The organism is Streptomyces sedi, from assembly GCF_006335015.1.
GTDB lineage: Bacteria > Actinomycetota > Actinomycetes > Streptomycetales > Streptomycetaceae > Streptomyces > Streptomyces sedi.
The window spans coordinates 68,832-87,620 of record NZ_VDGT01000012.1; the positions used below are offsets into that span (position 1 = coordinate 68,832).

13 protein-coding genes, 1 pseudogene and 1 riboswitch are annotated in these 18,789 nt (G+C 75.6%); of the genes and pseudogenes, 3 read left to right on the top strand and 11 right to left on the bottom strand.

The genetic code is table 11. The features are described 5' to 3' along the window. Window positions 1-14 precede the first annotated feature (14 nt). From FH715_RS16970 to FH715_RS17000, 7 genes are all read right to left on the bottom strand, one after another. On the bottom strand, window positions 15-3,011 hold the full coding sequence (locus FH715_RS16970; RefSeq protein ID WP_139646154.1) for an ATP-binding protein: 2,997 nt from the start codon (window positions 3,009-3,011) through the stop codon (window positions 15-17). A gap of 175 nt (window positions 3,012-3,186) precedes the next feature. Beyond that, a complete protein-coding gene (locus tag FH715_RS16975) occupies window positions 3,187-4,359 on the bottom strand; it encodes a glycerate kinase family protein (protein WP_139646156.1) in 1,173 nt (390 codons plus the stop codon). 26 nt (window positions 4,360-4,385) lie between these two features. After that, complete coding sequence (locus tag FH715_RS16980; protein WP_425472733.1) at window positions 4,386-5,771, bottom strand: SLC13 family permease; 1,386 nt, start codon at window positions 5,769-5,771, stop codon at window positions 4,386-4,388. Window positions 5,772-5,947: 176 nt separating this feature from the next. Beyond that, on the bottom strand, window positions 5,948-6,619 hold the full coding sequence (locus tag FH715_RS16985; protein ID WP_139646160.1) for a response regulator transcription factor: 672 nt from the start codon (window positions 6,617-6,619) through the stop codon (window positions 5,948-5,950). After that, window positions 6,616-8,142, bottom strand: a complete 1,527-nt coding sequence (locus FH715_RS16990; RefSeq protein WP_139646162.1) for a sensor histidine kinase — start codon at window positions 8,140-8,142, stop codon at window positions 6,616-6,618. The genes FH715_RS16985 and FH715_RS16990 overlap by 4 nt, the downstream gene beginning before the upstream one ends. Continuing rightward, the gene (locus tag FH715_RS16995; protein ID WP_139646164.1) at window positions 8,057-8,368 is read right to left on the bottom strand and encodes a small hydrophilic protein; all 312 of its coding nucleotides are present in this window, start codon (window positions 8,366-8,368) and stop codon (window positions 8,057-8,059) included. Before FH715_RS16995 ends, FH715_RS16990 begins: the two co-directional genes overlap by 86 nt. A 32-nt stretch (window positions 8,369-8,400) precedes the next feature. Further along, the gene (locus FH715_RS17000) at window positions 8,401-9,663 is read right to left on the bottom strand and encodes an MFS transporter (protein ID WP_139646166.1); all 1,263 of its coding nucleotides are present in this window, start codon (window positions 9,661-9,663) and stop codon (window positions 8,401-8,403) included. Between the two features lie 117 nt (window positions 9,664-9,780). Here FH715_RS17000 and FH715_RS17005 point away from each other — a divergent pair, with 117 nt between their 5' ends. After that, window positions 9,781-10,737, top strand: coding sequence for a LysR family transcriptional regulator (locus tag FH715_RS17005; RefSeq protein ID WP_139646168.1), 957 nt, complete (start codon window positions 9,781-9,783; stop codon window positions 10,735-10,737). A gap of 13 nt (window positions 10,738-10,750) precedes the next feature. Here FH715_RS17005 and FH715_RS17010 read toward each other — a convergent pair whose 3' ends face one another. Beyond that, entirely contained in the window at window positions 10,751-11,575 is an 825-nt protein-coding gene (locus tag FH715_RS17010) for an FHA domain-containing protein (RefSeq protein ID WP_246108800.1), read from the bottom strand. A 75-nt stretch (window positions 11,576-11,650) separates the two neighbouring features. After that, window positions 11,651-13,570, bottom strand: a complete 1,920-nt coding sequence (locus FH715_RS17015) for a serine/threonine-protein kinase (RefSeq protein ID WP_139646171.1) — start codon at window positions 13,568-13,570, stop codon at window positions 11,651-11,653. Between the two features lie 215 nt (window positions 13,571-13,785). On the opposite strand from FH715_RS17015, the gene FH715_RS17020 reads away from it, so the two are divergent. Continuing rightward, window positions 13,786-14,664, top strand: coding sequence for a polysaccharide lyase family 7 protein (locus FH715_RS17020; RefSeq protein ID WP_246108801.1), 879 nt, complete (start codon window positions 13,786-13,788; stop codon window positions 14,662-14,664). A gap of 45 nt (window positions 14,665-14,709) precedes the next feature. Here FH715_RS17020 and FH715_RS17025 read toward each other — a convergent pair whose 3' ends face one another. Then, complete coding sequence (locus FH715_RS17025) at window positions 14,710-16,041, bottom strand: aminotransferase class V-fold PLP-dependent enzyme (RefSeq protein ID WP_139646173.1); 1,332 nt, start codon at window positions 16,039-16,041, stop codon at window positions 14,710-14,712. A 121-nt stretch (window positions 16,042-16,162) separates the two neighbouring features. Then, window positions 16,163-16,280, bottom strand: a riboswitch (SAM riboswitch). Window positions 16,281-16,663: 383 nt separating this feature from the next. After that, a pseudogene (locus tag FH715_RS17030) lies at window positions 16,664-17,214 on the bottom strand (tellurite resistance TerB family protein). Between the two features lie 304 nt (window positions 17,215-17,518). Here FH715_RS17030 and FH715_RS17035 point away from each other — a divergent pair. Next, window positions 17,519-18,730, top strand: a complete 1,212-nt coding sequence (locus tag FH715_RS17035) for an MFS transporter (RefSeq protein ID WP_246108803.1) — start codon at window positions 17,519-17,521, stop codon at window positions 18,728-18,730. The last annotated feature ends 59 nt before the right edge of the window (window positions 18,731-18,789 follow it).

Below are 18,789 nucleotides of genomic sequence, written 5' to 3' on the forward strand. Positions count from 1 at the left end.
GCGGCGCCGCGCCGCTACGGGGAGCCCGCTTCGCTCCGCTCCTCGGCGCGGGCCCGCGAGGACAGGAAGTCCGCCGCGAAGTCGCACAGCCTGTCGCGGTCGCCCGTGCCCGTCTTGGACAGCAGGCTCGCCACATGCTTCTCCACGGTGCGCGCCGACAGATGCAGCCGGGCCGCCAGCGCCTTGTTCCCCAGGCGGTCCACCAGCAGCCGAAAGACGTCGTACTCGCGCGCGGTCAGCCCCATCGCCCGCAGCGGCTCCGGTATGCGGTCGGTGCCGGCGCGGCGCTGCCGCACCACGACCCCGACGCCCCGCAGCAGCGAACGGCAGGCGCCGGCCACCGCGATCACCCCGGCCCGGTGGAAGTACTCCTCGGCCTCGGCCAGCCACAGCCTGGGCTCGCCCCAGCCGTCGGCCAGCGCCGCCTGAGCCACCAGCCGGGTCCCCAGCCACCGCGCCACGGGGAACGGCTCCGCGTCGGACCACGCCTCACGCAACGCCGCCTCGGCGCGCTCCGCGTGCCCCTCCCTGCCCTCCAGCACGGCGAGCGCCAGCCCGCCGAACTGGCGGTTCCACCGCAGCCTGCCGGCCTGCCCCGCCGTGACCCGCTCCCACTCCGCGCGACCCGCGCGGCCGTCCAGCACGTCGAGCAGCAGCACCAGGCCGTGCGGCCCCGTCAGATGGAAGAACTCCTCCTCGTCGGCCCTGACCACCGCCGTCACCGAGGCGGCCAGCCGCGTCGCCCGCGGCCGGTCCTCCTCCAGCAGCGCGCAGAACAGCTCCCCGAGCCCCCGCGCCAGCGGCGCCTCCATCGACCCCTCGCCGCCGCCGGCCCTGAACTCCGCCAGCGCCGCACGCATCCCCGCCCGCCGCCCCCGGTGCGCGGCGACCACGGCCCGCACCATCAGCAGATAGCGCGTCACCGAGCGCAGCTTCAGCCGCCGCGTCTCGTCCAACGCGCCGTCGACCAGCCGCTCGGCGCGCGCGAAGTCCGAACGCAGCGCCGCGTCCAGCGCCAGCAGCGCGCCCGCGTGGTGCGCCAGACCCACACAGCCGGTGCGCAGCGCCTCGTGCCACGCGTAGGTCAGGGCGTCCGTACCGGCCTCCGCCAGCCAGGCGTTGCCCCCCAGCCCCCACAGCCCGTGCGCGCGCCAGCCGTTCAACTCGTGGGTGGTGGCGATCCGCAGCGTCTCCCGGAAACACCGGTCGGAGGCGGCCAACGAACGGCCCCGCCCCGCCGCGCCCACCGCGTACCACGCCTGGCAGGCCAACGCCGGGTCCTCCCGGAGCCACGCGCCGTCGATGGCGCGGCGGGCCAGCCGCGCGCTGTGCGCGATGTGCCCCGGGCGGGTGTCGGAGACCGTCAGATACGCCTCCACCGCGTCGATCCCCGCCGTCTCCGCCCCACCCGCGTCCGGCGGCAGCAGCGCCCTGGCCTCGGCGACCTGCGCCAGGCCCTCCTGCCAACGGCCCGCCACCTCCGCCGCCCAGGCCAGCCGCACATGCAGCTCCACCCGGCGGGCCGCGTCCGCGCCGGGCGGCGCGGCCAGGTCGGCCCTGCGCAGCCGCTCGGCGACCTCGACCGCGCGGTCGAACCGCCCGTCGTCGGCCAGCGCCAGCAGCAGCGTCTCCAGCAGCGGCCGGTGTACGCCGGGCCCCACCGGCGCGAACGGCGCGTCGCCCAACATCGCCAACGCCTCGTCGACCACGGTGATCGCCGTCCCCGGGCCACTGCCGGCCAACGCCCGGCGCGCCACCTCCAGATAGTGGCCGGCCGCCGCCCCCGGCTCGCCCGCGTGCCGACGCAACCGCGCCGCCAGCAGGCACCAGGTGCCGGGCAGCCCCGGGTACAGCTCCGCCACCGCCTCGGCCGCCAGCGCCGACAGCGCGGTCCTGTCCGCCGGGCCGAGCAGCGACAGCAGCGCCTCCTCGGCCAGCGGATGCGCGAACGCGTACCAGTCGTGGCCGTGCTCCTCGTCCGGCTGGAGCAGCCCCTCGGCCAGCGCCGCACGCACCGCCGTGAGCAGCGTCTCCTCCGGCAGCCCCGCGCACCGCCGCAGCACCGACAGCGGAAAGGCGCGTCCCAGCACCGCCGCCACCGACAGCGCCCGCACCCCGCCGGGGCCCAGCCGCTCGGCGCGCTCGGCGACCACCCGCACCCACGACACCGGCACGCCAGGGCGTTCGGTCGGCACCAGCCGCCAGCCGTCGCCGTCGCCGTCGGCGGCCAGCCGCCCGCCCGCGATCATCGAGCGGACCAGCTCCTCGGCGACGAACGGTATGCCGTGGCTGTCGGCGAAGACCTCGGCCGACACCTCCCGCGGCAGCGAGACCGCCGGAACTCCGAGGCAGCCGGCCGTGAACGCGTGCACCTCCGCCTCGCCCAGCCGGCCCAGCGGCAGCGAGAGCGCCTCCCCGCGCCGCGCCACCGCCTCCGTCAACTCCCGCGCCGCCGAGGGCGTGGAGCGGACCGTCGACAGCAGCGCCACCGGCGCCGCCGCGACGTTCGCCGCCAGGTACTCCATGACCGCCAGGGTCTCCGGGTCCGCGTCCTGAAGGTCGTCCACCACCAGCAGACAGCCCCGCCCCCGGCCCCGCGCCGACGCCAGCCGCAGCACCGCCTCGGCCAGCACCACCGGCGAGTCGTCGCAGTCCCCGCCCGTCGACCACTCGGGCACCAGCCGTCCCAGCACCGGCAGATAGGGGCCCAACACCTCGGCCGGCGGAGCCTCGCCCGTCCTGGCCAGCGCCAGCAGCGCCTCGGTCAGCGGACGGAACGGCACGGCGGGACCGACCGTGGTGCACCGGCCGCGCAGCACCGCCATGCCCGCGCCGCACGCCAGCTCCAGCGCCCCGGCGGCCAGCCGGGTCTTCCCGATGCCAGGCTCCCCGGAGACGAAGACCGTGCCGCCCCGGCCTCCGGCGGCGTCCCGGAGCGTCGCCGCCACGGCGGCCAACTCCGCGTCACGACCGACCAGCTCGGCGGCCCTCACCCGTAACTGACTGCTCATACGCCCCGCGCCGCCCCTCCCTGCCCGCACCCCGCGCCGAAAGCCGCCCGGCCCCGGCACCCACCGACCGGGCGGCGCCGCGCGCGCCCGGGAAGTGCACCGGTTCGGACCGTAGCAGCCCGCACCGACAGTCGCCGTCCGAACGCCCCCCGTTCGCGCCCCGACCGGCCCGCGCTCAGGAGCGCACGGCGCGCTCCGCCAGCCGACCGCCCAACAGCACCATCCGCAGCGCCCGTTCCGCCGCGTCCGCCAGGAACTCCCCGCCGCGCGCCAGCGCCTCCGGCAGCCCGACCGGCGCCGGCAGGATGCCGCTCCAGGCGTCGACGCCCACCCGCGCGGCCTCCCGCGCGCCCTCCCCGATGGTGCCGGCCAGCACCAGCACCGGCACCCCGAACGCCTTCGCCCGGCGCGCCACCTCGCCGGGCACCTTGCCCCGGGAGGACTCCCGGTCCAGCGCCCCCTCCGCCGTGACCACCAGGTCCGCCGCCGCCAGCCTGGCGTCCAGACCGACGTGGTCCAGCAGCACCTCGAACCGGGGCCGCAACCGCGCCCCCAGCGCGGCCAGCCCGGCGCCGAGCCCGCCCGACGCCCCGGTGCCCGCCCCCGTCCGCAGGTCGAGGCCGGCCGGCGCCACGTCCCTGGCCAGCACCGAGGCCCACCGTTCCAGCGCCGAGGACAGCTCCTCGACCCGCTCGGGGCCCGCCCCCTTCTGCGGCCCGAAGACCCGCGCGACCCCGCGCGGCCCGCACAGCACGTTGAACGGGTTGCACGCCACCACCAGCTCCGTGCCTGCCAGCCGCGGATCGAGCCCCGTCGGGTCGACGCGCGCCAGCTGGCGCAACGCCGCGCCCCCCGGTGGCAGTTCACGCCCCCCGGCGTCCAGCAGGCGCGCCCCCAGCGCCTGGAGCGCCCCCGCGCCGCCGTCGGACGTACCCGAGTCGCCGCAGCCGACCAGCACCCGGCGCGCCCCAAGGTCCAGCGCGCCGCGCAGCAGCTCGCCCACCCCGCGCGTCGTGGTCAGCCCCGGGTCGCGCAGCCCCGGCGGCACCAGCGAGAGGCCGGCGACGGACGCCATCTCCACCACCGCCGTCCCGCCCAGCAGCGCCAGTTCGGCACGGAGCGGCTCGCCCGTCGGCCCGCTGGCGTCCACCGGCACCAGCCGCCCGCCGGCCGCGGACGCCAGCGCCCTGGCCGTGCCCTCGCCGCCGTCCACCAGCGGCACCAGGTCGATCTCGGCGCCCGGCGCCGCCCTGCGCAGCCCGGCGGCGATCGCCTCGGCGGCGTCGGCCGCCGACAGCGACTCCTTGAACCCGCTGGGGGCGACCACGATCCGGTAGGGAAACACCATGGGACTCTCCTCGAAGAACCGCCCGCTCACGGGGCGACGCCGAACAACGGCCAGACGGCCAGGGCGAACAGCAGGACCAGCGCGGCCGTCAGCGGTGCCAGCACCGCCGAGAGCCGCAGCAGGTCGCGCGGGGTGTAGGTCGGGACGTCCGGGACGTCACCGAAGAGCGCCACCGGCTTCGCCGAGGCGGGCAACGTGTGGCAGAAGCCGGCCGCCGCCGTCGAGGCCAACGCCGCCGACACCGGGCCGACCCCGGCACCGACCGCCCCCGCCACCACCAGCGGCACCAGCACGGCGGAACGCGCGGAACGGGACTGGAGCACCAGGTGGGCCGCCGTGCTCAGGACCACGACCCCACCCAGGAAGAGCCACGGCGCGACGGCGCCCTCCGGCAGCCAGCCCAGCAGCCACACGGCCGCACCCGAGTGCAGCAGCGCCACCCCCATCCCCATCGTCGCCGCCATGAACAGCAGCAGCGACCAGGGCACCGTCGCCAGCGCCGCCCGCAGCGTCACGGCCCCGACGCCCGGCGCCGTGACGGCGACCGCGCCGGCCAACGCCACCAGCGCGGGCGACATCCCGTGCAGCGGCTCGGCCGACCAGAGCACCACCACCGCGCCCAGCAGCGCCGCGCACCGCCGCTCGACGGGCGTCAGCGGCCCGGTCACCGGCCGTTCCCCGTACCGCTCGATGTCGGCCGGCGCGATCCGCACCGGCAGCCGCCGGTCCTCCCGGCGGGTGGTCAGCGCCAGCACGACCTCGGCCGCCAGATGGGAGGAGACCACGGCCAACGGCAGCCCCAGCAGCAGCCACTGGTGGAAGCCGATCCGTTCCCCGGTGGCCTCCCACAGCACCGAGACGGTGATCAGATGGGCGCCGGCACCGATCAGGGTGGCCACCGCGGACAGCAGGACGACCGTGGGGAAGAGCAGCGCGAGCGCCACCACCACCCGGCGCCTCCCGGCCAACGCCCGCGCCAGCGCCACGAACACCGGCAGCGCCAGCGCCGCCCGCCCCGAGGTCGCCGGCACCGCGAACGCCGAGACGACCAGCGCGGCCGTCGTCAGATGCGCCAACTGCCGCACCGTGCGGGCGCCCCCCACCAGAAAGGCGGCCAGCCGCCCGGCGAGACCGCTCTCCGCGACGGCTGCGGCCAGCACGAACGCGCAGATCAGCAGCCAGATCGTCGGGTCGCCCAGGGTGGCGAAGAACGCCTCGGCCCCGGTCACCCCGCCCACCGTCAGCAGCAGGCCGGCGCCGAGCGCCACCTGGGTGTCGTCGAGCGGGGTGGCGACCCACGCGCAGGTGGCCAGCGTGAAGACCGCCAGCGTCAGCCGCGCGTCGGCGCCGAGCCCGGGAAAGTTCATCGGCAGCGCCAACAGCCCGACCAGGCCCAGGGACAGGCCGAGCAGAAGGGAGCGGCGGACGGAGAACGCGGGGTGAACGGTGAGGGTGGACACCGGGCCAGTCTGGGAACGGCCGCTGAGGGCTGGGTGAACCCCGGATGAGAGGGGCTTCATCCGGCGGCGCGCCGGGACCCCTCACTCCGGCGGCGCCTCAAGGCCGGCGCCTCAAGGCCAGCGGTCCCTCAGGGACCCGGCGTCGGCAGCCGGTACCCCATGCCGCGCAGCGTCTCCACGCAGCCGACACCCAACTTGCGGCGCAGCGCCCGGACATAGACGTCCACGATGTTGGAGCCAGGGTCGAAGTCGTAGCCCCACACCCGGGAGAGGATCTGCTCCCGCGACAGCACCTGCCCCGGGTGGCGCAGGAAGAGTTCGAGCAGGGTGAACTCCCTGGCCGTCAGGTCCACCCCCGTGCCGCCGATCCGCGCGCGCCGGGTCCGCAGGTCCAGGCTGAGGTCGCCGCTGCGCAGCACGGTCGCCTCCGGGGCGCCGGCCGCCGTCCGGATCCGCAGCCGTACCCTGGCCAGCAGCTCCTCGAAGCGGAACGGCTTGGTCATCCAGTCGTCGGCGCCGCCCTCAAGACCGGCGACGGTGTCCCGCAGCGAGTCCCGCGCGGTCAGCACGATCACCGGCGTCCCGACGCGGGCCTCCCTCATCTGCCGCAGCACCGAGAACCCGTCCAGGCCCGGCAGCCCTATGTCGAGCAGCAGCAGGTCGAACCCGCCGCTCAGCGCGTGGTCCAGCGCCGTGTCCCCGTCGGTCGCCACCGTCGTGGTGAACCCGCTGGCCCGCAGCCCCTTCTGGACGAAGGAGGCGATGCGCTCCTCGTCCTCGGCGATCAGCACCCGGCTCATGAACTCTCCAGTGTCAGCGTGAAGGTGGCGCCCCCGCCGGGCGTCGGGCTCAGCACGGCCCGCCCGCGGTGGCCCTCGGCGATGGCGCGGACGAGGGACAGCCCGAGGCCCGCCCCGCCGCCCCGACGGTCGGCGCCGCGCCAGAAACGGTCGAAGACGAACGGCGCCTCGTCGTCGGCGACCCCGTGCCCGGTGTCGGCGACATACAGCTCCACCCGGCCCTCCCGCCACCGCGAGCCGACGCGCACCACGTCGCCCGGGCCGGTGTGGCGCACCGCGTTCTGCGCCAGCTGCACCATGGCCTGGGTGACCCGCTGGGGGTCGAGCACCGCCTCCCCCTCGGCGACCTCGGCCAGCTCCCAGCTCCGCTCGCCCAACGCCCGTGCCTTGACGAAGACATCGGCCGTCAGTTCGGCCAGCTCCACCGGCTCGGGGCGCGTGAAGTCCGGCTGCTCGGAGGTCGCCAGCGTCAGCAGGTCCTCCACGATGCGGCTCATCCGGTCCAGCTCGTCGCTGACCAGCCGCACCGTCTCGCGCCGCTCGGCCTCGGCCTCGGGCCCCTCGTCCTGGCTCATCAGCTCCAGATGGCCGCGGACGATGGTGATCGGCGTGCGCAGTTCGTGCCCGGCGTCGTCGACGAACCGGCGCTGGGTGGCGAAGGCCCGCTCCAGCCGGTCCAGCATCGCGTTGAACGTCTCGGCGAGCGCGGAGACGTCGTCCGAGCCGCGCACCGGGATGCGCCGCGCGAGGTCCTGCTCGGTCAGTCGCGCGGCGGTGTTGCGCACCAGCCGCACCGGCGCCAGGATGCCGCCGGCGACCCACCAGCCGACGACGCAGGTCATCAGCAGCGCGATCCCGGAGACCAGGACGAGGGTCCCCACCACGTTCCGCACCGAGTCCTCGGCGCTCGCCGGGTGGTAGGTGACCAGGAACGCGGCCGGCCGGTCGGAGCCGGCGTGGTCGATGTCCACCTTGGCCCAGCGGACGTCGCCCTGCGGCCTGCGCAGCGTGCCGGAGCGCCCCTCCTCGGCGATGATCCGCTCCACCGAGGCCGGGTCCTCGTGCAGCGGCAGCCGCGCGCTGATCTCGCGCGGCTGCCGGATCAGGGTGTCGCGCTCCTCGCCCGGGACGAAGCCCAGCAACTCCTCGGCGGGCTCGGGGAACTGCCGCTCCAGATAGTCGTTGAGGAGCGTCCGGGGATCGGAGAAGGGCTCGCCGGTGCGGACGTCCCGCCCGTGCTCCACGAAGTTGCCGAACTCGGCGGTCTCCTGGCCGAGTATCTGGTGGACCCGTTCGTTCATGTCGCCCCACAGCACGGAGCGGACGATGACCACGACCGTGACCAGCGACACCGCCATGAGGAACACCAGCCACAGCAGGATGCGGAACCTGGCCCCGATCCGGAGCGGGCGCCGCGCGTTCCTCCCCGGCGCCTCCTCAGTCGTCGTCCCCGTCGTCCCCGTCGTCGTCCCAGCGGTCGTCGTCGTCCGGGGCGTCCTGCCCCGGCGGTCGTTCGTCGTCATGGAGGGAGGTCTCGGAGGCTCGGGGACGGGGCGCGACATCCTCCCGGGGCGGCTCCGACGGGGGCGTCGACGCCGACGGCGCCGGCTCCGACGGTTCCCGCAGCCGGACGTCGGGGGCGACGTCCGGCGACGACGTGTCGTCGCCGAGCACGTGGCTCGCCCCCGCGATCGTCACGGGGATCAGGACGACGGCGGCGAGCACCGCCAGCCGGTGGGAGAAGGCCATGGCCTCAGCCTGCGGTCGGCGGGGTCACCGTGTCATGAGCGGGAGATGAGAGATTCCTCATCCGGCGTGGCCACCGCGCCGCCCGACCGGGCGCGGGGCCCGGGCCCGAGCAGTCCCACCGCCAGCGCCACGGCCGCGAGTGCCGCCGCGCCGCCGAGCAGGAAGGTGAGGGAGGCCGCCTCGACGACCAGCCCGCCCAGGAACGCGCCCAGCGCGATGGCGGCGGTGAACACCCCGACATAGACCCCCGTGACCTGCTCCGTCCGCGCGGGCGCCGCCCGCGTCATCCAGATCTGTCCGGCCACCGACAGGCCGCCGTAGGCCAGTCCCCACAGCGCGACAGCGATACCGGTCACGGCCGTCACCGTGCCGAAGAGCGCCAGCAGGCCGACGGAGAAGGCGATTCCGGCGGTCAGCGTCAGCAGCGCGGCGCGCGCCCCGCGGGCCGCCCACGCCCCGGCCACGAAGTTGCCGACCAGCCCGAAGACCCCGTAGACCATCAGCACCAGGGCGATCGGGGTGGGGGAGAGGCCGGTCTCCTCCTCCAACACCGGCCGCACATAGGTGTAGGCGGCGAAGTGCGCGGTGACCAGGAGGGCGATCAGCACCAGGCCGACGGCCACCGCCGGATGGCGCCACAGCGGCGCGGGCGCCTCACGCGCCCCCGCTTCGGCCGGTGACGCCGGACGCGGCAGCCCGGGGAGGGCGGCGAGCAGCGCGCCGGCCAGCAGCAGCGCCGCGCCGGCGAGAGAGGCGAACGCGGCGCGCCAGCCGAAGGCGTTGCCCACCAGCGTGCCCAACGGCACCCCCACCACGGAGGCCGCCGCGACGCCGCCGACCGCGAAGGAGACGGCGAGGGCCGCGTCCCGCGCGGCGACCAGCCGGACGGCGATGGCCGAGGCCAGCCCCCACACCGCCCCCATCCCGAGCCCGAGCACGACCCGGGAGGCCACCAGCGCGCCGAAGCCCCCGGCGACGGCGGTCAGCGCGTTGCCCACCGCGAGGACCACCATCGCGACCGCCAGCACCACGCGCCGGTCGAGGCGGCCCAGCAGGCGCGGCACGGCCGGCGCGGTGACGGCGGTGACCAGCCCGGTGATCGTCAGGCTGAGGCCGGCCGCGCCGGTGCCGGTGCCCAGCCCCTCGGCCATCGGCGTCAGCACGCCGACGGGAAGCATCTCGGAGGTGACCACCACGAAGGTGCTCGACGACAACACGGCGACCGCGCTCCACTGCCGGCGGGTGGTGCGCGTCGCGTCCTGGCCGGCGTTCTCCGCCGGCGTGTGCGAACCCATGACGCCAGCCAAACAGCGCCCGTGACCGGGAACAACGCCGAAGTTCTCAACTGATCGATGAGCTAGGCTGATCGATGATCCGGCGGAGACCGATGGCCCGGCGGGGAAGGTGCGGCGATGAACCCGGTGCATGTCCAGCAGATCGAGTGCCTGCTCACGCTCGCCGACGAGCTGCACTTCGGGCGGACCGCCGAGCGCCTCGGGTGTTCCCAGAGCCGGGTCAGCCAACTGGTCGCGGCCCTGGAACGCAGGATGGGCGTGCGGCTGGTGGATCGCACCAGCCGGCGGGTGGCGCTCACGCGCTTCGGGGGCCAGTTCGTCGACGAGGTGCGGCCCGCCTACGAGACGCTCACCTCCGTGATCGCCGGCGCCCACGAGCGCGCCAGGCGCGGGGCGTTGCGCCGGCTGCGCGTCGGCTTCCACGGCAGCGTCTACGAGGAGGTCACCGAGGCGTTCCGGCGACTGCGCGCCGAGCACGGGGTCGGCATCGCGCTCAGCGAGATCCCGCTCGGCTCCCCGTTCTCGGCGGTGCTGGCCGGGGAACTCGACGCCGCGATGGTCGAACTGCCCGCCTCCGAACCGGAGCTGACCGTCGGTTTCCGCTTCCCGCCGCAGGACAGGCTGCTGGCCGTCGCCTCCTGGCACCCGCTGGCCCGGGCGGAAGCGGTGCACGTGGAGGCGCTCGCCGGCCTCGACGTGCTCCACCCGCGCGGCGACGCGCCGGACTACTGGCGCGCGGCCCGGGTGCCGCGCACCACGCCGGCCGGCGCGCCGATCCGCTCGACGATGGGCATCAGCACCGTGCAGGAGGGCCTGGCCCTGGTGGCCGCCGGGGAGCACGTCCAGCTCGTCTGCCGCCCGCTCGCCGACCGCGCCGCCCGGGGCGACGTCCGCTGTCTGCCCGTCGAGGGGTGGGGGGAGGGGCACTCCTCCCAACTCGGCCTGGTCTGGCGCGCGGACCGGGCCGTTCCCGCGCTGCGCGCGCTCGCCGCGCTGCTGGACGAGGAGTTCGCCGGCGCCCCGCGCTCGCCCGCGCCCCCGGGGGTGCCGGCGGCGCCGCGCGCCTCCGGCTGAGTCCGGGGCCGGCTCACGCCTCCCCGTCGAGCGCGTCCAGGGCCAGCTCCAGGGCCGCGAGGTCGGGCGGCACCAGCGTCGTGGAGTCCACGAGCTCCCGCAGCAGGTTGTGCGTCAGGGTGGCGTCGCTGGCGTCGTCGTCCGCGTCCCGCAGCAGCTTCGCCTCCACCAGCCCGCTGTGGTCCAGCCGGCGGCGGACCGCGCTCACCCGCTCCTGCACCCGGCGCTCGGTCCACCCGTACTCCGGCTGCACGGCCCTGAGCTGCTCCACGGCGCGGCGGTAGACCAACGGCCTCGGCTCCAGGTCGTAGCGCAGGTACTCCTGCCCGAGCACGACCAGCGCCAGCCGCTCCGCGTCCGACAGCGGCCAGCGGCGCGGGGGAACGGTCTCCGCCGAGTCCCGCGCGCGGGGCCCGGTGTCGCCGTGGTCGGTGACGTACAGCTCGACGAGGTGCTCGCGGTAGCCGAAGCCGCGCACGAAGACCGGGGTGTACCCGGGCGCCAGCGGCACCGGGTCGGTCGAGGTGTGGACCAACTGCCCGCGCGGCAGCCGCATCAGCCGCTGGCCGGTGTTCCGCAGCCACCAGCTCCGGTCGTGGTAGCTGACCTCGCCGTGGCGGCGACTGACCCCGGTGTCCTCGCGGCCCACCGTCAGTTCGTTCTCCGGGCCGCGGGACCGCCCGAAGCTGATGGTGCGGCCGATGTCGGGGGCGACGCGCAGATGGCCCGCCAGGCTTCTGGCGTGCAGGGTCCCGGGGACGACGGGCCCGGCGGGGGAGCCGGCCGCTTCCTGGCCCGAGGCGAGCCAGGCCAGGCTCGGGGCACGGTCATGGCGCATCGTGGCGCTCCCTTCCTCACGTCTCGTCACGTCGTGAGTGCCAGTCTCGCCCGGCCTCCCCGGGACCCCTCCCGGTCAGCCGGCCGGCGGCAGCCGTCCGCTCACCCGGGTGGCCAGCTCGGTCACCCCGTCGCACAACTCGTCCATCGCGCGCGGCCCCTTGACGTAGAGCCGCACCATCTCCGCGTAGGTGTCGGCGTCCCGCCCGCCGTACTCGCGGTACGCGACGAACGCGGTGCAGGTCTCCGGATCGTTCTCCGGCGCTATCAGCGTCTCGTAGCCGTTCAGCGGCCCCCACTCGCCGTCGGGGAGGGAGTCGGGCTGGTCGCGGTGGAAGGAGACCTTCGCCTCCATGCCGCTGTCGTCGTCGGCCCACTCGCACGACCACTCCATGAGCCCGACCTCGGGCTCGTCCCCGACCAGCTCCGGAACGGTCGCCAGCGCCTCGCGTTCGACCAGCCCGCAGGCGCTCTCCCACACCAGCGACTCCTCGGCGCGCTCTGCCGGCAGGCGCGGCACCGCGCCCTCGGCGAGCACGGCGGCCACCCCCCTGGCCGCCGCCTCCGCGACGTTGCACAGCGCCGTCCCTCCGCCGGCCACCGGGTCGCCCTCCTCGGTGGCGCGCAGCAGAAGCACCCTCTGCTCGGTCTCCGCGCCGGGCGGTACCAGCGTCATCCGGCACTCGTCGGCCGCCGGTTCGCCCGGCACCACCGCCAACTCGCCGATGGTGCGCGTGGTCCCGCTCGTCTCCGGCGGCGCTCCGGGCCGCACCTGGAGCGAGACGTCGACCCGCGACCGGCCCTCTCCCTCGCCGTTGAGGATGACCTCGCACTGGTCGAAGTTGCCGAAGTCCGTGTCCACCCGGGTGTCGCCGAACTGGCTGAGCTCCCGCACGTCGAGCAGCGCGCACAGGTCGGCGGTGCGCGGGTCGCCGACGACGCCCTCCTCGCCGACGACGCCCCGCTCGCCCGCGGCCGGGCCCGACGGCCCCTCGTCGCCATCATCCGCGCCGTTGACCGCCACCATCACCAGCAGGCCGGAGAGCAGCGCGGCGGCGCCGACGGCCCCGACCGCCAACGGCCACCGGCCGCGCGGGGAACGGGGCACCCCGCCGGTCGTCGCGTCCGGGCCCGGGCCGGAGCCGGGGCGCGACAGGCCGGCCGTGCGCGGCCCGGACGCCGGCTCCCCGTCGGCGACCGCCGCCAGCAGCCGGCTGGCCTCGGCCGCGTCCGGCCTGGCGCCCGGGTCGTGGCGCAGCATCTCCTCCAGCACCGGCGCCAACGGCCCGACACGCTCGGTGTCCACCTGAATCACGCCCCGCTCGGCGCGCCACCGCCGCAGCGACTCGCCGGCCTCCTCCGTGCGGCTGCCGGTCACCAGCGCGTGCACCGTCGCCGCCAGGCTGAAGACGTCGGAGGCCGGCCGGGGGATGTGCCCCCTGGCCATCTCGGGGGCCGCGTAGTCGGGGGTGAAGCTGAACGGCCCGTTGACGGTCACGGTCTGGGTGTCGCGGAAGCGGTAGGCGGCGCCGAAGTCCAGCAGCTTCGCGGCGCCCCGGTGATCGCGGCCCACGTTGGCCGGCTTCACGTCGCAGTGCACGATGCCGCTCTCGTGCAACGCGGCCAGCGCGTCCGCGAGTTGGGCGCCGACCCGGGCCGCGTCGCCCGGCGTCATCGGCCGCCCGCGGTCGAGCCCGCCCCCCGGCACGTACTCCAGCACCAGCCAGTGGCCCGCTCCCGCCGGCGCGTCGGGCGGCGCCTCCAGGACGTTCAGCAACGTCACCACGTGAGGATGGTCGCGGAACCTCGACATGGTGCGTGGTTCCCTCAGCGTCGCCTCGAAGGGAACCGCGCCACCGACGGGCGACTGGCCGGGTTTGAGCGCGACATCACCGCCGGCCCACCGGTCCTGTGCCCGCCACACGTCACCGCCGCGCCCCGTTCCGATGACTTCCTGAAGGACGTACTTGCCGGCTAACTCGTCTCCCGGACGCACCCTTCCCCCTCACCCCGCGCACCGGTGCGCACTCCTCGCGCGCACGGGAAGAACCTACTGCGGTCGCGCGGCGCCCGGAGCCGACTACCCGGCGGTCTTCACGACGTGGCCACAACCGGATCACGGACGCGCCCGTGCCCCCTCCCGGGCACCGTTCCTATTCTTCCCCCCGGGACACCGCGCCCGCACCGCACCCGGACCAGAGGGAGAACCCCGTGAGGCCCAGCCGCCCCGCCCACCCCGCCCGCGCCACCGGTCGCCGCCGCAGGCTGCCGCTGGCGCTCGCCGCCCTCACGGCGCTGGCCGCGGCGCCGGTCGCCTCCACCACCGTGTGGGCGGCCGACGATGCCTCCCCGGCGGCGGGACCGGCGAGCGGACCGGTGAACGGACCGGTGAACGGACCGGCGGGCGGACCGGTGGAGGGGAACGCCGAACTGCCGTCCGACGTCCTGGACCTGAGCGACTGGAAGGTGACGCTGCCGGTAGGCGACGACGAGGACCCCACCGAGATCTACCAGCCGGAGCTGGACGGCTACTCCCACGACCCGTACTTCGAGGTCGCCCCCTCGGGCGAGGCGGTGCGCTTCCGCGCGCCCGTCAACGGCGTCACCACCGGCGGCTCCAGCTACCCCCGCTCCGAGCTGCGGGAGATGGAGCCCGGAGGGGAGGACGAGACCGAGTGGTCCTCCACCTCCGGCACCCACACCATGACGGTGCGGGAGGCGTTCACCCACCTCCCCGAGGAGCGGCCCTGGGTGGTCGGCGCGCAGATACACGGCGGCGACGACGACGTGACGGTGGTGCGCCTGGAGGACGACGAGCTGTGGGTCACCGAGGGGGACACCCGCCACCACCATCTGCTCACGGACGAGTACGAGTTGGGCACCGTCTTCGAGATCACCTACGTGGTCTCCGACGGGGAGATCGAGGTCCACTACAACGGTGAACTGGCCACGACGCTCGACCACTCCGACCCCACCAACTACTTCAAGGCCGGCGCCTACACGCAGGCCAACTGCGGGAACTCCTCGCCCTGCGACGACGACAACTACGGCGAGGTCGAGATCCACGAGCTGACGGTCGAACACCGGTAGGGAGGACGGGGGCGCGCGAGCCCGCGAAGACCCGAAGGAGCGGCCCTACCCTGCCGTGAGGGCGGCGAGCGCGCCGATCAGGCGGTCGACGTGCTCCCCCGGAGTGCCGGCTCCGAAGCTGGCGCGCAGCGCCCGCAGCGTGCCGCCGCAGTCCTCCGAGTCGCCGTCCGCGTCGAGCAGCCGCCGCACCAGCGGCTGCGCGCAGAACATCCCGGACCGCACCCCGATCCCGTACCGCTCGGAGAGCACCGTCGCCAACTCCCCGCTCTCCCAGCCGTCGACGGTGAAGGAGACGACGGCCACCCGTTCCGACTCCGCGCCGAACAGGGAGAGTTCGGTGACCGCAGGCAGTGCGGCGAGCCCCGTGCGCAGCCGGGTCAGCAGCTCCGCCTCCCGCGCGCGGAGCGCGGGGTACCCGCCGCCGTCGGTCAGTGCCCGGCAGGCGGCGGCGACGGCCAGCGCCCCGACGACGTTGGGCGAGCCCGCCTCGTGGCGGGCCTCGCCCTCGGCCCAGCTCACCCGCAGCCCGCCGTCTCCGTCGCGCGCGACGACGCGGGTCGCCCCGCCGCCGGCCAGATAGGGCTCGGCCGCGTCCAGCCAGTCGGCGCGGCCGGCGAGGACGCCGGCGCCGAACGGCGCGTACAGCTTGTGGCCGGAGAACGCGACCCAGTCCACGCCCAGTTCGCCGACGTTCACCTCCCGGTGGGGCACCAGCTGCGCCGCGTCCAGCACGATCCGGGCGCCGTGCCGGTGCGCGGCGGCGGCCAGCCGGCGCACCGGCCACAGCTCGCCGGTCACGTTGGAGGCGCCCGTGACGCACAGCAGCTTGGGGCCCTCGGGGGCCCCGGCGAGCGCCTCCTCGGCGACGCGGACCGCCTCCTCGGGGGCGGTGGGCGCCGGCAGGTGGTGGACCCGGTGGCCGTGGTGCGCCCAGGGCAGCAGCGCCGCGTGGTGCTCCGTCTCGAAGACGAAGACCCGGGTGCCGGCGGGCAGCGCGGCGGCCAGCAGGTTGAGCGAGTCGGTGGTGGAACGGGTGAAGAGCAGCCGGTCGTCGGCCCGACAGCCGAGGAAGGCGGCCACCGTCTCCCGTGCGCGCTCGAACAGCTCGGTGGAGAGCCGGGAGAGATGGCCCGTTCCCCGGTGCACGCTGCCGTAGTAGGGGGCGTAGGCGGCGACCTCGTCCCACACCCGGCGCAGCACGGGGGCGCTCGCGGCGTAGTCGAGCGCCGCGTAGCCGATCTCGCCGCCGCCGGCGAGCGGGGCGGTCACCGCCTCGCTGAGGACGGCGTGCGGGTCGGCCGCGCTGTCGGGCACGGAACGGAGGGGGCGCGGGGGGACGGGCGTGACGGCAGGGCGGGGCGCGGTGTGCGTGGGCATGACGATGTCTCCGGCGGGACTCGACGGGTGGAGGTCGCGGCGGAGCGCGCCGCGAGGGGAAACGGGCGGAGGCGGAGCCGAAGGCTCCTACCGCATTCGCTGACGCACGAGAAACTCCCGGGGGCCGCACTTGCCATGGACCCTGCTGTCCACGGCCCGGTCATCACCCGGGGCACCCCGCCGCGACGGAGGGTTGCCGGACAGCGGGCCGGGGCCCATTGACGCTGTCACTCGTGACCTTGTCGGGCAGTGTGCCACAACGTCCCGAGGGGCGGAAGTCGCTGCCCGACTGGTGGGACGCGGGGGCCTTGCCGGCCTGGGCGGGTTGTCGTCTGCGGCCCGGTGTGTGGTTGCTCGCGCAGTTCCCCGCGCCCCTGGTTGTGGTGGGCGTGGTCGGTCAGGTGCGGGTTTCGTCTTCGGTAGGTGGCGGCCTGCTTGGGGGCGCGGGGAACTGCGCGGTGCATTGGTGGCGGGGGTTGGTCGACTATGGAGCTTCGTGGCTGGGTGGGTTGTCGGCGTGAGCCCGGTGGTGGGTTGCTCGCGCAGTTCCCCGCGCCCCTTGGGCGGGTGGGCGCGGTCGGTGGGGCGCCACGGCCGCGCGGCGGGCCGGCAGCCGGTGCGCTCAGAGCTCGAACTCGGCGGGGGAGAGGCCCAGCGCGACGCACGCCTCACGGAGCACCGCCGCCTCGGCGGGCGCCACATACCCGTCGGCGCCGGCGACCACGATGCCGATCTGCACCACGGCCCGCGCCTCCTGCGGCTTCTTCGCCGCCTTGGCCACGTCGGCCATCGCCGCCGACCTGCCGTCCGCGAACCGGGAGCCGAGGGCGTCCACGTGCTTGGCGAACTGGGCGCGCAGCTGGTCGGCCGGGAAGTTCTGGAGGACGTCGTTGGTCAGGATCAGGTGCTCCACCTGCTGCCGCTCCGCCGGGTCCACCCGCCCGTCGGCGGCGGCGACCAGCGCGCAGAGCGCGACGCTGGCGTCCCGGAATCCGCCCGACTTCAGCTCGCCCTTCAGCGAGGTCAGCTGCGCCTTGAGCGCGCTCACCAGCTTGGCCTTCGAGCCGCCGCTCCCGCTCGCGCCGGGGGAGGAGGTCTTGCCGCCGCCCTTGGACTGCTGGAGGTTCTTGGCCTGACTCAGGGCTGGTCCTTGATCTTGTCCCACATCGCCATCGGCGTGCTCCCGACTCTCTGTCCGGCCGCCTACCGGTGTGGTAGCGCCTCACGTTTCCGGAAAACGTCGTCCGCCCGGCGCGAGTTCCCGGAACGGCCGGAAGAGGAGGGGCGCGTTCCGCCCGCCGCACGCCCCCGGCGCCCCGTGGGAGGCACGTGGCGTCAACTCGCCACGAGAGAAGTCGCATTGCGTTCATGTCGCGCTGGACTTCGGCGGTGTGCGGCTGGTTAAGGTCGGGCCGGGGGAAAGCGGAATGACGCGTTCGGGTGACATGGGGGCACGGTGGCGGCACTGGACCAGCGCTTGAGGCTGCTCGCGTGCGCCTACGCGGTCTCGTCCTACGGCAACTATCTGAACCTGATCGCGCTCTCCCTCTTCTCCTACGAGATCACCGGCACCGCCCTCGGCGTCGGCCTGCTGATGGCGCTGCGGCTCTGCGCCGGCTTCGCCGCCGGGCTCGCGGCCGGCGCGCTGACCGCCCGGATCGGCCGGCGGACCACCATGATCGGCGCCGACCTCACCCAGGCCACCGCCATGGCGGCGCTGGCACTCGGCGGCGAGGCCACCCCGCTGGCGCTGGTCGCCTGCGCCGTGGTGGTGCTGGGCGCCGGCAACACCTGCTTCAACGTGGCGCTGCGCAGCGCCGTCCCCGTGATGGTCGGACAGGAGGCCAGGGGACGGGTCAACGGCCTGCTGGTGACCGCCCGTTCGCTGGCCACCGTGCTCGGCTTCGCCTCCGCCGCCGCGGTGATCGGCTGGGGCGGCTACCCGCTGGCGTTCGCGCTCAACGCCGCCAGCTTCGCCGTCTCCGCCGTCGCCCTGCTCCTGCTGCGGCCCCGCACCGACCTGCCGCCGGGCACCGAGGAACCGGGAAAGCCGGCGGGGCGCGCCCCGCGGGCCGGCCGCTTCCGCGCGCTCGCCGGGCTGCCCGCGCTGCTGCTCGGCCTCGTGCTGCTGCGCGGCCTCGACGCCCTCGCCTCGTCCTCGCACAACGTGGCGCTGCCCGTCGTGGCCAACGCCGAACACGCCGCGGCGCCGGCGGTCTTCATGACCCAGTTCTGGGCCGCCTGGGCGGTCGGCACCGTCCTCGCCCACCTGGTGCTGCGCCGCCGCGCCGGCGAGGGCGCCTGGAGCACGCGGGCGTTCACGCTGGGCACCTGCGCCATGTCGGTCGCGTTCGTCACCGCCTTCCTCGGGCTGCCGGCCGTGGGCCTGGTGCTGGCCGCCGCCTGCGCCGGCTTCGCCGACGGCTGGACCGAGATCGTCTACACCTCACGCCTCCAGGCCGTTCCCGACCGGGAGCGGAGCCGCCTCTTCGGCCTCTCGGCCACCGCCGAGCAGTCCGGGTTCGCCCTGGGCACCGTGGCCGCCGCCGGCGCGCTGGAGGTGTGGCCGGCGGTGACCGTGGTCGGCCTCTTCCACGGCGCCGCGTTCTGCGGGGCGCTGGCCCTGCTGCTCGTCGCCACCCGCCGGCGCGCCTCCGCCCCTCCGGAGCCCGCCACCGCCCGCGCCTGACCGGCGCACGACCACCGACTTCGCGAGAGACCACCGCGAGCACAGAGATGGGGAAACAC